The organism is Povalibacter sp., assembly GCF_036520495.1.
Classification (GTDB): domain Bacteria; phylum Pseudomonadota; class Gammaproteobacteria; order Steroidobacterales; family Steroidobacteraceae; genus Steroidobacter.
In genome coordinates this window covers 124,059-139,184 of the sequence record NZ_DATDJO010000018.1, presented here as the reverse complement: position 1 = coordinate 139,184, position 15,126 = coordinate 124,059, and the positions used below count along the sequence as shown (strand labels likewise).

The window sequence follows — 15,126 nt, the reverse complement described above, 5'->3', positions numbered from 1 at the left end:
CAATTCGTATGCCCGTGGAGGCCAGGCTCCTTCTTTGCCCGTTACCGTTCGATCGTGTACTCCGCGTCCGCGCTCTGCACCTCGCCGGCTTCCATCTTGAGTATCCATTTGTCGCTGATGGTGTAGCGCAGCTTGAAGGTGTTGATGGATTCCGTGAGCGAAATGCCATAGCTGATGAACAGTCGCGGCGACAGGAACTTGCCGAGCACCAGCGATGTGTTGGTCTGACCCGCCGAACTGGTGGTGCTTTCGACGCCGACTTCTTCCAGACCCATGCGCCGCCCGAGTTGCGACGCCAGCAGTCCGCCACCCTGTAGCGCCAGCGTGTCTTTCGCGGAGCTCATGCTCACCGCGTCGCCGTTCTGCATGTCGTCGATGCCCTTGCCGACGAGCAGGTACGACATGATCGACGTCTGCGACATCGACGGTTCGGAGAAGAACGTGAGTCGCGGATCCTTCAGGGTGCCGCGCACGTTGAGGCCGACCTTGATGTTCTCGATCTTGCGTTGCGCTTCGATGTCGAGACCGGGGTCCTCGAGCGGCGAGCCATCGAACAGCAGACGACCGCGCGAGATGTCGAGCTTCTGTCCGTAGGCTTCGTAGCGGCCGTCGGCTACGCTGAGTTCGCCGCGGCCGACCGGAGTGTTGCCGGTGTGTACCGTCGTTCCCACGCCGCCGACGATACGTCCCTGCAGACCAAAGGCGTCGACGCGTACATCGTCGCCCATCTTCACGCGAACCTCGCTGTTCACGACATACTGGCCCTTCTGCTCGGCCTCGGTGTCACCGACGTAGTGGGCATCATCGGACGCCTGCACGGCGCCTCCCAGGTTCACCGGCTTGATGCTGGCTTCCGGAATGAGCACGTCGCCCGCGACACCAATGTCCTTGCCGTCGATGGCGAACTTGAGATCGGGTGACGCGACCACCCGATACTCGGGCAGATCTGCGACCAGCAGATTCTCGCCATTGAGAGACAGATTGCCGCGCAGCTCACCACCGGTCCACGTGAACTTGCCGCCGACCTTCAGCGTGCCATCGCCCGCAGCGCCAGACCCACGGAAGTCGAGGCTGTTGTTCGCGAGGTCCGCGGCGAGATTGAGCTGTCGCAGCGCGAGATTGACGCGATACGAATCGAAGGCGCCGTTCGCCAGTTCGATGTGGCCGTTGATCTCGGGCTGCGCCAACGTGCCGCGAACGTCGACATTGGCGGTGAGCAATCCGGCAGCATTGTCGATCTCGGTGAACAGGATCGGCAGGATGTTCGCGTCGGCCGCGCGTGCGCGCACATCGCCCGTCAGGGGCAGGTGCATCAGATCGTTGCTGCCATTGCGGTCGATGTTGGCGTTGGCATAGAGGAATGTATCTTCGAAGGCCTGCACGCCGAGCGAGAAGTCGATGCGTTCTGCGGTCGCCGTGCACGACAGACCGCCGTTGCCGAGATTCAATGTTTCGGGCTCCGCGCCAGGCGGACGGTAGATGACGGCAGCGTCCATGATGCGTGCGCCTGCATCGACCAGCCATGGCCGATTGGGGGCGCCGGAGACATGCACACGACCTTCGATGCGTCCTGAGTATTCGGCCTCGGGTCCCGACGGCGGCAGCACGACGGCGAGAGGAATTTCGTAGCCAGAGACAGTTCCTTCCCATGGACCATTGCGCTGCCATTTGCCGTCCGCACAGAACTGCCCGTTGCCGATGACCAGACAGAGTTTTTCCAGCGCCAATCGATCGCGCGAGACGACGAAGTTGCCGGGCTCCTTCATCGTCAGTGCTTCGCCGCTCCTGCGTCCCTCGCTGATCTCCGTTGCCTGCAGCGTGCCCGACCACGTCGCATCGGTGTAGTTGCCATCGATACGCAAGGTCGTGCGCGGCGCGGCCGTCCCGGCATCGCCGACGCCCACCATGGCGACGTCGATGCGATGATCTGCCGCGACGCCATTGCCCGTGATGCGCAGCGATTCCATCACCGGCTGCGCCCGCCCCAGTGTCTGCGCAATCACCGACAGTCGCGAGGCGTTCTGCCCGCCAAGATCGATGTCGGCGTCCGCAGCCAGCGAGGCTGCACGCCATTGCGCATAGCCGGGGTTCTCCGCCTGCACGTTCGCCAGGATGCGGGGCGCGTCTACGGGGCCGCGCGCACTCGCCGTCAGGTTCACGCTGCCGCGTGCATCGGGCAGAAAGGTCTGCAGCGTTCTGGCGCGCAGTGAGACTTCCGCATCCACACGCTTGTTGACCGTGCCGTTCGCCGAGAGATGGGCCTCGCCCATGCGCAGCGACACTTCCTGTGCCGCCCAGCCTTGTCGGTCGCGTTGCAGTCGGCCGCCGCCACTGATTCTCTCGCCGCGCAGCGTGCCGGAGAGAGCGGCCAGTCGCGCGTTGAAGATCGCCTGCTTGTCGAAGCCCTCGCCTGTTGCATCGAGCTGGAAGAACACACTGCCCGGAAACTCCGCGTGAACATGTGCAGGATTCAGGTTGTCGGCATTCGCGGCCAGCGACCAGCGCCGTGGCGCGGTGAACTGCAACGAACTATTGCCGGTTATCGAACCGTCGAGGGCGAAGAGCGTGTACGCGCGCATCGTGATGCTGTCGCGATCGAGCACACCGTCGGCTTGAACGTCGCCGGCGATGGGATCAGCCGTTGCGGCGAGTTCCGCCGGAACACTTACCTGCGCCTTCACCGTGTAGTCGTAAGGCAGTGCACCGCGCAGCGTCAGATCTCCGGCGCTGCTCGACACGACGGATGCCGCATCGAGCGGCCAGCGCAGATTCGTCCAGTTCGCCTGAGTATCGAGTCTCGGTGTGCCATCGGTGAAATCCGCCTTGCCCGTGACATGCAGGCGAATCATCGTGTCGTTGACCGCGATCTCGCCCTTGCGCAACTCGAGCACACGCTGCGCGAATTTTCCGGCGAGGTCGATCGTCAGATCGCGGCCCGACAACTCGGGCACACCGATGTTGCCCTGCGCGAGGATGCCATCGGGCTGTGCGTCCACCGTGAGTGCGATGTTGCGGAACGAGAACGGCGGGTTCTCCATCCATGGCTGCAACGACACCAGTGGCGATGCGATGCTGCCGTGGATTCGCCAGGAATCCTCCGGACGTGTGAGCAGGGCATCGACATTGATGACGTCCGGCTTCAGCAGCGTCGCACGAATCGTCAGTTCTTCGAGGGTGCCGTTCGCCTGTGCGCTGGCCGCAAGTTCAGTGCCGCGTTCGAGACGGGCGTTGCCGTCGACGCGTATTTCGAGTCCCAAAGGCCGGGCGGCGAGCAGTCGCCCATTGCCGGCCAGCTGGAATTGCGGGGCTTCGATGCGGAAGTCGCGAATGCGCAGGCGCCGTGGAGACATCCTCGCGCTGGTGCGCAGGGTCGTGGCGTCGATAGCGGTGCCGTCGATGTTCACATAGCGCAGTCCGGTCAGCTCGGCGTTGCGGATATCGATGCGCATGAAGTTCGGAAGAAAGCGCATTGGCTTCGCGGACGGCGGTGTCGGCGGCGCGCTGCGCACTTCCACCAGCGTGTCGCGGGCCGTCAGCGACGAGACGCGGATCGTCTGCAGCAGCAGTTCGCGGCCATCGATGGTGGCGACGATATCGTGCGATACGACGTGCACGCTGGGGTGATCGAGCTCGAAGCGCGCGATGCGTAAAGTTCCCAGCACCGTGCCCGAGAGCCCTTCGATACGCACGCCCATCGGCTCGAGCCGATGCAGCTGCGCCGCGATCATCGACATCCCCAGCGGCGTGTACAGCAGTGTGGCGATCAGCGCGATCGGCACGGCGACCAGCACGGTCAGCAGGAGGATGAGGAGCAACTTCCGCACGATAACTGGTGTCTCTCGTCTCGATGTCCGTCAGAACAGGGTGGACATATAGAGATGGACCCGCGGCCCGCGTCCGGATTCGGACAGCGGTTGCGCAACGTCTATGCCGATGCTTGCCACTGCGATGTGCCAGCGAACGCCGAGGCCCGCCGAATATTGCAGCATCGGATCGCCCCAGTCGTCGAAGGCGTTGCCGACATCGGAGAACGCCGCGAGGCCGAAATTCTTCGGGAGCGCACGCTCCACCTCGAGTGTGCCGGTCATCAGGTTCCTGCCGCCGATGCTGTTGCCCTCATCGTCCTTGGGCGAGAGCTCGTTCAGGCCGAAGCCGCGCACACTGCGGTCGCCGCCGGCGAAGAAGCGTTGCGATGCGGGCAGCTCCGAGAAGTCGTCCACCCAGCTGGTGCCGAGTTCGAATCGTCCGCGCAGGCTCCACAGGTCGGAGATCCGGTAGATGCGTTCGAGCTGGGTACGAAACTGCAGGAATGACGCATCCGATCCGAGCGTCGCCGGTGAACCGCGCAGTTCCGCATAGACGCTGTAAGGGCGAGGCTTGCCGCCCACCACATAACTCGGCAGCGTCGAGTAGCTGATGCCCGGGATGATGAGGAACGCCTTGTTCTTCGTTTCCGGCTCCGTGGACGTGGCGGGCAACGTCGTGCGTTCCTCGGAAAGCGTCAGGAACATGACACGCTGCCAGCGGCCCTTCACCTGCGTAAGTCCGGTGCCGACTTCGGCGCGCTCGCTGCGTGTGTCGCCGAGTTCCTCGTCGCGCAGGCGCGCGGTGAACTCGAGTTTCTCCAGTGCGACATCCATCACCGGAATCACATAGCGCCCCGCGATTTCGTTCAGCACCGAGGAGGCCGTCAGTTCCACTTTGGCGCGATGGCCATGCTCGTTGACGCGGCGATCGTCCCAGGTGAACTGGCCACGCGCACGCGTATCGGTGGCGTAACCGATGCTGGCGCCATACCGATGGCGTCGGTTCGGCGTCGCGAGCACGGTGACCGGCACGGTATGCGACTCGTGGTCGGGTTCGCCGCTATCGATGTCCACCACCTTGAAGTACTGGCTGTCGTCGAGCACGTACTGCGTGCGCAGCAGCGAGTCGAGCGTATACGGATCGCCTGCCTTCATGCGCAACAAGCGACGCATCGCATCGTCCGTGATGACCGTCTGCTCGGTCGTGATCGGGCCGTAGTAATAGCGCTCGCCGGTATCGATCTCGAGCGTCGCAGTCGCGCGGCGTTCCTGCCGATCGATCAGCAGTTCGCTCTTCGTCAGCCTGGCGTCGAGGAAACCGTCGTTACGGGCGGCGCGCAGCAGCGCTCCTTTCACGCTGTCGTAGGTGCCGTGATTGAGGCGCAGCCCCGGCTTGAGATCCTGCGCTTCGATGACCTCGCGCAGCGGCCGTTCGTTCCTGCCAGCACCGATCGCCTCGACGGACACCTCGGAGAGCCGCACGGGCCGGCCCGGAGTGACATGGATCGTCACCTGCCAGTCGTCGCCTTTCTGCACGGTTTCGTAAGTGACTTCCGGCTCGTAGTAACCGAGCGGTTCGAGAGCGCGGCGCGTTTCGGCAACGATGCGACGCTGCAGTCGCGACATGATCTCGGGCGACACGTCGGTGCGATCGGCATAGCGGGTCAGGCTGAGGAACGCCCGAACGTTGTTCTCGATGACGGGGGTGGTCTCGGGAATCTCGATGGCGATTTTCGCGTGCGCTGACGCCACGACCAGCAGCGGCAGTGCCAGCCACTGACGCCGCGGTCGCACGCGAGCCGCAATCTCGGCCATGCGCATCCCGGCGATGGCGAACCGTCGCAGGATGCGCCGCGAATTCATTCCGGCGAGGAATCGAACGACGTGTCGATGGACGCGACGGCATCAGGATCCTCGGCCTCGAACCAGACCTCGGGAACCTCGGCGCTGGTGAACTCGAAGCGAGTCGTGCCGGTTTGTACGCCCGCGGCGTCGAAACGCCGCTCGTGCAGCACCGTGCGACCGTTGCGCTCGACCAGCAGCAGGCTCGAGCAACGCGTGCCGTAACGTTCGTTGACGATGAACGGCGATGAGACGACGCGTTCCCAGTCGGCAGGCAAACCGGTGGACGGCAGGTTGTCGACAGGTGCTGGTTCGCGGTCGGACAGCATGGCGAAGACGTCGTCGGCTTGCAGCTCCGGCTCCGCCAGCAGTTTGCTGAAGCGTTCGCGAGTGCGCGACAGCTTGGGCCAGGGTGTATCGAGCAGGTGATTGCTCAAGCCGTAGACACCGGGGGGCAGCGCGGTAGGCGCCTTCGGACCGCGATTGGAAAAGTAGTACAACGCGCGCGTGCCGCCGACCAGCAGATTGAACCCCGAATAGCGCAGCGCCGCGCCACGCAGGTCGTCGAGGAATTCCTTCGGCGACGTGGCTCCTGTCAGAAACCGCGGAATCAGGCTGCCGCGAGACGGTGCGCCTTCCACGGGAGCCTGCAGGTCGCGGTAGTTGGTGACGATGCCGAAGCGGCCCGAGCGTGCGACACCCAGCCAGGTGCCGTTCGCCTTCAGATCGCGGCCACCGAGGATGCGCGGATCGTCCTGCCACCAGTTGAGCGGCGCCGCGGTGCGGTCATGAAACTCATCGCGATTGCCGGCCAGAACCAGGCGGTAACGCGGGTGTGATTTCCAGGCGAGGACTAGCAGGCACATTGCAGAAGGTCTGTCGTGTAAGGCATGACGTCGAGGGCGCGGGAGCTGTGCAACAAGGCACATTACATTTTACACGGCGCACTTTACACGCCCGCTGAACGGTCAGTCAGCGGGCGGGGCTCGTCCACAAGCGCGCGGCGGGTTCCTCGCGCAGAGGAATTGCCGACGCCGCGTCGTACCAGTCCTCGATCAGACGGAACGAGATGGAGTGGGTGGTCGGCAGGGACACTTCACCGGCGGCGATCTGACCGCGGGTAAACCAGCGGGCATCCTCGAGTTCATCATCGATGCGGCGGATCCGGGTCGTCGCGGCGCGGGCGCTGAATCCCAGCATCAGCGACGACGGGAAGGGCCAGGGCTGCGAGGAGTGATAGTCGACGGACGCAATTTCGATGCCGGTTTCTTCGTGGACTTCCCGTGCGACGGCATCCTCCAGACTCTCACCGGGCTCGACGAAGCCTGCAATCGTCGAATAACGACCGACCGGCCAGGCCGCTTGTCGGCCGAGCAGCGCGCGATCGCCATCCGTGACCAGAACGATCACGGCCGGGTCGATGCGGGGAAATTGCTGATTGCCGCAGCGCTCATTGCTGCAGCGGCGCACGTGACCACCTTCCGCGGCGAGGGTTGGCGCGCCGCATCGTCCACAAAAGCGATGGCGTTCGCGCCAGAGCACCATGGCCCGCGCATACGCCAGCAACCCCGCCTCATCTCGCATCAGGTTGCCGGCGACACCGCGCAGGTCGACGAATTCCGCACGGGGGTCCACGACAGGAGGTTCGTCGGACGACAGCTCCGCCGCGAAACACAGCTGTCCGCGGAACTCGCCGAGCAGGATGGGATCTGCCGTCCCCAGAGCGCGCAGTTGCTGCAGCCCATGGACGAACTGCGCAGTCAATCCGCCCGGAACATGCGCTATGAAACTGTGTGAGCGCCAGATCGGCACGAACAACGTGGCCGGATTCTCGAGCGCCGCGTGCAGACGCGCTTCGTCCTTGCGCAGTTGTGCCAGCCGCTCGAGATAAGGACCGGCGAGGTGGTTGGGAGCGGAGCGCGGCAACGCCATGACCGAAGTGTAGCGCGGTCATGACGTCGGCAGGCTCAGCCGCGGACTGTGGATCCGGCTTTCCCGCCGGGATTCCCGGTGATAGCCCGATGACATCAACTTAAGAACACGGAGACTCAGAACGGAAAATAAATTCTCCGTGACCTCCGTGTGAAATCTCCGTTGCTATGCGCAGGGAATCTCAAGGGGAAGCCGGACCCACAACCGGATCACTCCGGCTGCCGCAATGCGCGCGCCGGCCTGCGGGGTTCCCGTCCGATGCACATGGGTTCGTACGATTTGAGTTCGCAGAAGGGGCAATGCTTGCGGGCGGCGTTGAGCTGGTCGCGCAGATAGCGGCTGCTGCAGTGACGACAACGGCTGGAATGCAGCAGTGCACTGCGACTCAGCAGATGCAGCAGGAACCAGGCGTGTTCGAACGAAATGCGCGGACCCTGCACGAGCTGGCGATGCGTTTCGTAGGCGTCGCAGAAGCGTTCGCCGTATTCCAGCGATGTGTTGTCGTCCGTCTCCATGCGCTGGCGTCGCAGCAGGTCGAATGCGGCGAAGACATTGCCGAGACACGACGCCTCGAACTGCATGCGGATGCTGCGAGTGAAGTACGCCACCTGTCGCGGCGATTTGCCGCGATGTCGCCGGATCTCCACGTGCGCTTCGTGGCGAGTGAAGGTTTTGTAGAGCCGACGAATGCGATCGTCGGTGAGTCCGGTGCACGCGCGAATCGTGCAGGTACGGGCTTCGTGACGAATCATGCGCAACGCCAGGTCGTGGCGCTGTCGGTCGCGGAAATAACAGTCGTTACTGATTTGCATGGACTCCTCCTTGACCCCTGTCGTGATTTTTCGATGCGTCGCTCGTCCTGAGCGCGCGCGCCTTGAGACGCGGGGCTAGTGTGCGGCGCGATTGACCGGCACGTAAAGCCTCTGTTTAATCGAACTGTCACATTTTATTTGCAGGGATCTGCATGACCGATCGCAACAAGGATGTTGTGCCCGGAACCCGGGCGTCCGTACTCAGCCGTGCCCTTCTGGAGCGCACCCGCGAGCTGAACAGGGATTATGTCGAGCTGCTGCTCGCCGAACGATCGCTGCCCGCGCCGGGCATCGTCGCAGAATCGCTGCCCGTCAAAATCCTGGGCGCCCTGGACGATCTCTCATCCGAGGCGCGATCCGCACTGGCAGCGTGTCCCTACTCGCTGTACGCGTTAGCGTTCGATGACCTGCGATTCTGGAGTGCGGCGCTGGATGGCACCGCGGCGCAGGGCCACGACCGATCCATCGAGGCGCGTTACGGAGCGATCAGCCCCGCGCCGATGCAGGCAGCGTTTTGCGAAACGGCAGTGTTTCTTGCCTGGCATACGGCCCAGTCACAACGACTTGCGGCCCGTTTCCTGTTCGGCATGCCTGACACAATCGCGCATTTGCTGGCGCGGGCGCCGCTCTGGCAGATCCGACGCGTCGCGCTCGATTATCCAGGGCTGCTCGCGCCGCGTTGGCCGCGCAACCCGGCGTTCTGGCCGGACCTGGTGCGATTCGCCGAGGCCGATGACTCGCGTCTCGAGGCTGCGCGCCTGCTGGGAAGTCAGCTGATTGCGTCGGAACTCGATGGGACATTGCCGCGCTCCACGCGTCGGCGAGTCGCTCTGCGTCCCCAGCCTGTCCGCGGGTGATTGCTCAGGAGCGGCCGGGGCGCAGCGAGCTGCCGCGAGACAAGGCGCCGGCGCCGAAGCGTTTGCGAATATGGTCGATGGCAGCATCCAGTTCCTGATTGCGTTGCGATTGCGGCACCGCGAACAGGTCGAGTTGCGACGTCTCGGTCAGGTCGCGCGCACCGACCCCCAGCAGGCGAATGGCGGCATGCGGTTGCTGTTCCAGCCACTCGTCCAGCAATTTTGCAGCCGCCTCGGCCAGCGGACGCGTTTCCTGTGTGGCGGGTTTCACCGTGCGTTGGCGCGTATAGGTGCGGAAATCCTTGCGTCGGATCTTTACTACCACCAGTCCGGCAGTCCAGCCGCGCGAGCGCAATCGTGCAGCCACCCGATCGGTGAGTTCTGCGAGCTGCGCATGCAGCTGCCGTCGGTCGGTGAGATCGGTATCGAACGTTTCCTCGGCGCTGATCTGTTTCTCATCCCAGTCAGCGATGACCGGGCGATCGTCGATGCCCGCGGCACGTGCTTTCACGCGGCCCGCATACCGTCCGAAGATCGGCAGCAGCACGGACTCGGGAGTCCGTCGTAATTCGCCGAGCGTGCAGATACCCATGCCTTCGAGATGCGGTGCCGTCTTGTTGCCGATGCCGAACAGCCGGCGAATCGGCAGCGGATCGAGCAGCGCGGTGATGTCATGCTGGGCAACGATCACCAGGCCATCCGGTTTGCGCAGATCGGAGGCAATCTTGGCGACGAGCTTGTTGGGTGCGACGCCCACCGATGCGGTGAGGCCGGTGCGCTCGCGGATCAGGTGCTTGATGCGCGCCGCGATGTCCTCGGCTGAGCCCAGGGCCGTGCGGCTCGCGGTCACATCGAGAAACGCTTCGTCGAGCGACAAGCCCTCGACCAGGGGTGTGAACTCGCGGAACACCTCGAAGACCTGTGCCGAGATGCTCTTGTAGCGGTCGAAACGCGGTGGCACACAGATCGCGTGCGGACAGCGTCGTAGTGCATCGTGCATCGGCATGGCCGAGTAGACACCGAACTTGCGCACTTCGTAGCTCGCGGCGGCCACCACGCCGCGATTGCCGGTGCCGCCCACGATCAGCGGCTTGCCGCGCAGCTGCGGATCGTCAAGCTGCTCGACGGACGCGTAGAAGGCGTCCATGTCGACGTGGAGAATGGCGCGGGTGCCTTGGGGGGGTTGGCTCATGTGTCACCCCCGCACAGGCGGGGGTCCATCCAAAGTTCACAGCGTCGCATCTCGATTCCGCGAGGGGCGGACTCAGATGGATCCCACCTGTGTGGGGATGACGGGCTGATTTCGCCCGTCACTTCACCGTAATGGTGATCTTCCTGGACGCGACCGCCGGATCGTGCGGCACGTGCAACTGATCGCCGAGCAGCAACTGCAGCGTGTGCTTGCCGGGTTTGAGCTCGAGCGTGGTTTCCGTCTGGCCCTTGCCGAAGTGAATGTGGTTGGCGTCGGCCGGAATCGGCTTGTCGAGCGCCGGCAGATCGGCGTCGACGATCAGGTGATGATGACCGGCGCCGTCGAAGGCAATGCCGGCGGGCGCGACGCCCATGCCTTTCAACCCGAACTGCACCGTTACCGGGCTCGTCACGGTTGCGCCATCGGCGGGCGCAATGATGTATGCGACAGCGCCTGCGGGCGACGGGGTACGCTTGATCTGGGCTACGGCGATGGCTGAGAGACTGAGCGCAATCGCACCCGCGACGAACAGACGTTTCATGAGATCTCCGGATTGGGGAAAAGGCCCGGAGATTCTAACGCTCACCGGACCGCGCCGCAGGATAGCCGTTGGCGCAGCCGGTATGGCGGGCAAAGCCGATGGAGTCTCTACCGTGAACCGATGGCAACAACGCCTGATCAGGCGTTGCCCACCCGTGCAAGTCGAACGTCTTCCCGGGCTGCACCGGCGGCCAGGTCGCTGGTGTCGAAGTCATCCACGTGGATGAGGTCCATCACGCGTCGATCGTAGTCGCGCAGCACGGCTGCCTCGGTCTCGGAGAGAATGCCTGCAGCGAGCGCCTGCTGAATCTGACCGGGCAGATCGAGCGCTGTGATCCTGCCGGTCTTCACGCCGTCCACGCGAATGCGCTTCTCGAGCGGTTCGGCGGTATCCGCAAGCACCAGCGCTTCGTGCAGCAGGCCCAGCGGATTACCGGGTTCGACCGTGCGATAGATGCCATGCGTCGCGCGGTCGCGCAGCGCGGTCGGATGCAGGATCGCATCGACCACCCGCTGACCGAGCGGATCGCTCGGCGCGTGATAGGTCTGGCCGCGCGGGAAAATAAAGAAGCGCATGAACGCCGCCAGGAAGCGGATCGGGAAGTTGCGCAGGAACGTGTGCAGTTGTTCCTGGGCGCGGTACAGCAGGCTGCGGCAGGCCCATTCCACCAACGGCAGATCTTCTTCAGGCTGGCCCTGGTTGTGATAGTGCTTCAGCACCATCGAGGCCAGGTACATGCTGGACAGCACATCGCCCAGTCGTGCCGAGAGACTTTCCTTCTTCTTCAGATAGCCGCCGAGCGACAGCATCGCAACGTCAGTGGCGAAGGCGAACGACGCACTGAAGCGATTGATGTGCTGGAAGTAGCGCTGTGTGCTGCTTTCGGGAACTCGTGAGAAGCGGGCCAGCGTGAGCGCCATGACCAGTGAGCGCACTGCATTGCTGATGGTGAAGCCGATGTGGCCGAACAGCGCCTTGTCGAATTCCTTCACGCCGCGGCGCTTGTCCTTGTCGCGCGCTGCTTCCATTTCCTTCAGCACGAAGGGATGGCAGCGGATGGCGCCCTGGCCGAAGATGATCAGGCTGCGCGTCAGCACATTCGCACCTTCGACGGTGATGGCGACCGGCACCATCTGGTAACCGCGACCGAGATAGTTCTTCGGCCCGAGGCAGATGCCCTTGCCGCCATGCACGTCCATCGCATCGTTACCGACGCTGCGCGCCATTTCCGTGGCGTGATACTTGAGCATGGCTGCCGGCACCGAGGGCTTCTCACCGCCGTCGATCGCGCCCGCAGTCACCGAGCGGGCGGCGTCCATGATGTAGGTGTGCCCCGTCATGCGCGCCAGCAACTCGGCGACGCCTTCGAAGTTGCCGACGGAGGTATTGAACTGGCGGCGGATGCGCGCATACGCGCCAGACGCAAACACCGCTGCCTTCGCTGCACCGGTGGCGCTCGATGGCAGCGAGATGCAACGGCCGACGGACAGTTGCTCGACCAGCATGCGCCAGCCCTGACCCGCCATCTTCATGCCGCCGATCAGAACGTCGAGCGGCACGAACACATCCTTGCCGTGGAGCGGTCCATTCTGGAACGGATTGTTCAGCGGGAAGTGACGTCGGCCGATCGACACGCCTGCGGTGTTACGCGGAATCAGCGCGCACGTGATGCCGTAGTCGGTGCGGTCGCCGAGCAGTTTGTCCGGATCGAGGAGTTTGAAGGCGAGACCGATCACTGTCGCGACGGGAGCGAGCGTGATGTAGCGCTTGTCGAAGTTCAGGCGGATGCCAACGATCTCGCGACCCTCGTACATCCCCTTGCACACCACGCCGGTATCGGGAATGGAGCCGGCGTCGGAGCCGGCGCGCGGGCCGGTGAGCGCGAAGCAGGGCACTTCTTCGCCGCGCGCCAGACGCGGGAGGTAGTGATTGCGTTGTTCGTCGGTGCCGTAGTGCAGCAGCAGTTCGCCGGGGCCGAGCGAATTCGGCACGGCGACCGTCGATGCCACCACGCCGGAGCGGCTCGACAACTTCACCAGCACGCACGAATGTGCGTAGGCCGAGAATTCCAGGCCGCCATATTTCTTCGGGATGATCATCGCGAAGAAACCCTTGCTCTTGAGGTAGTCCCAGATGTGCGGCGGCAGGTCGGCGCGCCGGTGCGTGATGTCCCAGTCGTCGACCATGCGGCACAGCTCTTCGCAGGGGCCGTCGAGGAACGCCTGTTCTTCGGCCGAGAGCCGCGGCGCAGCGGCGGCCATCAGCTTTTCCCAGTTGGGACCGCCGGTGAACAGTTCGCCGTCCCACCACACCGTGCCGGCTTCGAGTGCATCCTTCTCGGTCTGCGACATCGACGGCAGCATGCGGCGATACGTCCGCAGGAACGGGCGACTGACGAAGCGGATGCGCAACGCATCGAGATTGAGCAGCACCAGAAATGCCAGCACGACCCACAGCGTGATCAGCCAGCCGAAGCTGCCGGCGCCGAACCAGGTGTAGGTCAGCAGCCCTGCGGCATAAGTAAAAGTCGCAGTCAGCAACGACATACGCCGGTAGGCGAGAACCAGCGCACCGATGGCAAAACACAGAACCCAGATAACGCTGCTCACGGAGGAAAACCTCTGATCGGCTTCGCGTCGCGAAGCCTGGCTGGTGAACTGCCGGCCGATTGCCGCAGCTGAATTACAGAGGGCGACACTAGCTCGCGATCTCGCGTGCGGCAAGCGCAGGTGCGAAGCGCAGACTGTCGGACAATCCGTCCGAACGTCGTTCGCATCACAAATGAAAAACGGCGAGGTGACCTGCGTCACGCTCGCCGTCTTGCTGCTCGCCTGGTGGCGAGCGGCGGGCTGGGCTTGCTCAGATCAGCTCTTTCACGCCATCACGCTCTTCCAGCAATTCCTTGTGCGTGGCTTCCATGCGCGCACGGCTGAAGTCATTCACGTCGAGTCCCTGCACGATCTCGTAGTCGCCGTTCTTGCAGGTCACGGGATAACCGTAGATCACGCCTGCCGGGATGCCATAGCTGCCATCGGATGGCACGCCCATGCTGACCCAGTCGCCTTCCGGTGTTCCCTTGACCCAGTCGCGGATGTGATCGATGGCGGCAGAAGCGGCCGATGCGGCAGAGGACTGACCGCGCGCCTTGATGATCGCTGCGCCGCGCTGCTGCACGACAGGAATGAAGGTATCCGAGTACCACTGCTGATCGACCAGCGACAGCGCCGGCTTGCCGTCGACCTGTGCGTGATGCAGATCGGGATACTGCGTCGCCGAGTGATTGCCCCAGATGATCGCCTTGCGGATCTTGTTGAAGTGCACGCCGGTCTTTTCCGACAGCTGCGACAACGCGCGGTTGTGATCGAGACGAACCATCGCGGTGAAGTTGCGCGGGTTCAGGTTCGGCGCGTTGCGCTGCGCGATCAGTGAATTCGTGTTCGCGGGATTACCCACGACGAGTACGCGGACGTTGCGATCGGCGACCGCCTCGAGCGCCTTGCCCTGTGCCGAGAAGATCTGCGCATTGGCCAGCAGCAGATCCTTGCGTTCCATCCCGGGGCCGCGCGGGCGGGCGCCGACCAGCAATGCGACGTTGCAGTCCTTGAAGGCGACCTTGGCATCGTCGGTCGCGACGATCTTGTTGAGCGTCGGGAAGGCGCAGTCGTTGAGTTCCATCACCACGCCCTGTAGCGCGCCGAGAGCCGGGGTGATTTCCAGCAGGTGCAGATTGATCGGCTGATCGGGGCCGAGCATCTGGCCCGAGGCAACGCGGAAGGCAAGGGCGTAACCGATCTGACCGGCAGCACCGGTGATCGCGATATTGACAGGACTCTTCATGGGACTTCAGCTCTCCAGCAGTTGTATACGGCTTCGAAGGGGCGCGAATTCTACCCAACAAAGCGGCGATTCGGGCCTGCGGCTTTTGTCATGGCGTCCGGGCGCGATACCACGAGCAGGGTGACTCGCCAGCGACGGGATCCGGGGACATCGAATTGCTGGCTTTTGTCTCGATCGTGAGACGACTTGTCGATTTGAGTCGCGATCAGCGGGAAAAATACCGCCGAGCGGCGCCACTGTCGTCACTTGGGAACATTGCACCGTCCTCGGGCCTTATAAGGGGATGGGCGCGATGCATCATCGCTCG

10 protein-coding genes are annotated in these 15,126 nt (G+C 63.8%); 1 reads left to right on the top strand and 9 read right to left on the bottom strand.

Annotated features, from left to right (window positions below):
• Positions 1 to 41 precede the first annotated feature (41 nt).
• The 5 genes from VIZ63_RS05875 to VIZ63_RS05855 all read right to left on the bottom strand — a co-directional run bounded on the left by VIZ63_RS05875 (position 42) and on the right by VIZ63_RS05855 (position 8,392).
• The gene (locus VIZ63_RS05875; RefSeq protein WP_331608597.1) at positions 42 to 3,824 is read right to left on the bottom strand and encodes a translocation/assembly module TamB domain-containing protein; all 3,783 of its coding nucleotides are present in this window, start codon (positions 3,822 to 3,824) and stop codon (positions 42 to 44) included.
• Positions 3,825 to 3,854: 30 nt separating this feature from the next.
• Positions 3,855 to 5,669 carry an autotransporter assembly complex protein TamA gene (locus VIZ63_RS05870; protein ID WP_331608596.1) on the bottom strand — a complete coding sequence of 605 codons (1,815 nt, stop codon included), beginning with the start codon at positions 5,667 to 5,669 and terminating at the stop codon, positions 3,855 to 3,857.
• Positions 5,666 to 6,514, bottom strand: a complete 849-nt coding sequence (locus VIZ63_RS05865; RefSeq protein ID WP_331608595.1) for an NRDE family protein — start codon at positions 6,512 to 6,514, stop codon at positions 5,666 to 5,668. The genes VIZ63_RS05870 and VIZ63_RS05865 overlap by 4 nt, the downstream gene beginning before the upstream one ends.
• A gap of 106 nt (positions 6,515 to 6,620) precedes the next feature.
• Positions 6,621 to 7,580: an NAD(+) diphosphatase gene (gene nudC / locus VIZ63_RS05860; protein WP_331608594.1), complete on the bottom strand. Its 960-nt coding sequence runs from the start codon at positions 7,578 to 7,580 to the stop codon at positions 6,621 to 6,623.
• 209 nt (positions 7,581 to 7,789) lie between these two features.
• Entirely contained in the window at positions 7,790 to 8,392 is a 603-nt protein-coding gene (locus VIZ63_RS05855; RefSeq protein WP_331608593.1) for a FlhC family transcriptional regulator, read from the bottom strand.
• A 152-nt stretch (positions 8,393 to 8,544) separates the two neighbouring features.
• Between VIZ63_RS05855 and VIZ63_RS05850 the strand changes: the two genes are divergently transcribed.
• On the top strand, positions 8,545 to 9,249 hold the full coding sequence (locus VIZ63_RS05850) for a hypothetical protein (protein ID WP_331608592.1): 705 nt from the start codon (positions 8,545 to 8,547) through the stop codon (positions 9,247 to 9,249).
• Between the two features lie 4 nt (positions 9,250 to 9,253).
• Here VIZ63_RS05850 and VIZ63_RS05845 read toward each other — a convergent pair whose 3' ends face one another.
• The 4 genes from VIZ63_RS05845 to VIZ63_RS05830 all read right to left on the bottom strand — a co-directional run bounded on the left by VIZ63_RS05845 (position 9,254) and on the right by VIZ63_RS05830 (position 14,819).
• Positions 9,254 to 10,441 carry a DNA polymerase IV gene (locus tag VIZ63_RS05845; RefSeq protein ID WP_331608591.1) on the bottom strand — a complete coding sequence of 396 codons (1,188 nt, stop codon included), beginning with the start codon at positions 10,439 to 10,441 and terminating at the stop codon, positions 9,254 to 9,256.
• Positions 10,442 to 10,559: 118 nt separating this feature from the next.
• On the bottom strand, positions 10,560 to 10,982 hold the full coding sequence (locus VIZ63_RS05840; RefSeq protein WP_331608590.1) for a DUF4399 domain-containing protein: 423 nt from the start codon (positions 10,980 to 10,982) through the stop codon (positions 10,560 to 10,562).
• A 137-nt stretch (positions 10,983 to 11,119) separates the two neighbouring features.
• Positions 11,120 to 13,528 carry an acyl-CoA dehydrogenase gene (locus tag VIZ63_RS05835; RefSeq protein ID WP_414703776.1) on the bottom strand — a complete coding sequence of 803 codons (2,409 nt, stop codon included), beginning with the start codon at positions 13,526 to 13,528 and terminating at the stop codon, positions 11,120 to 11,122.
• 313 nt (positions 13,529 to 13,841) lie between these two features.
• Complete coding sequence (locus VIZ63_RS05830) at positions 13,842 to 14,819, bottom strand: malate dehydrogenase (protein ID WP_331608588.1); 978 nt, start codon at positions 14,817 to 14,819, stop codon at positions 13,842 to 13,844.
• Between the last annotated feature and the right edge of the window lie 307 nt (positions 14,820 to 15,126).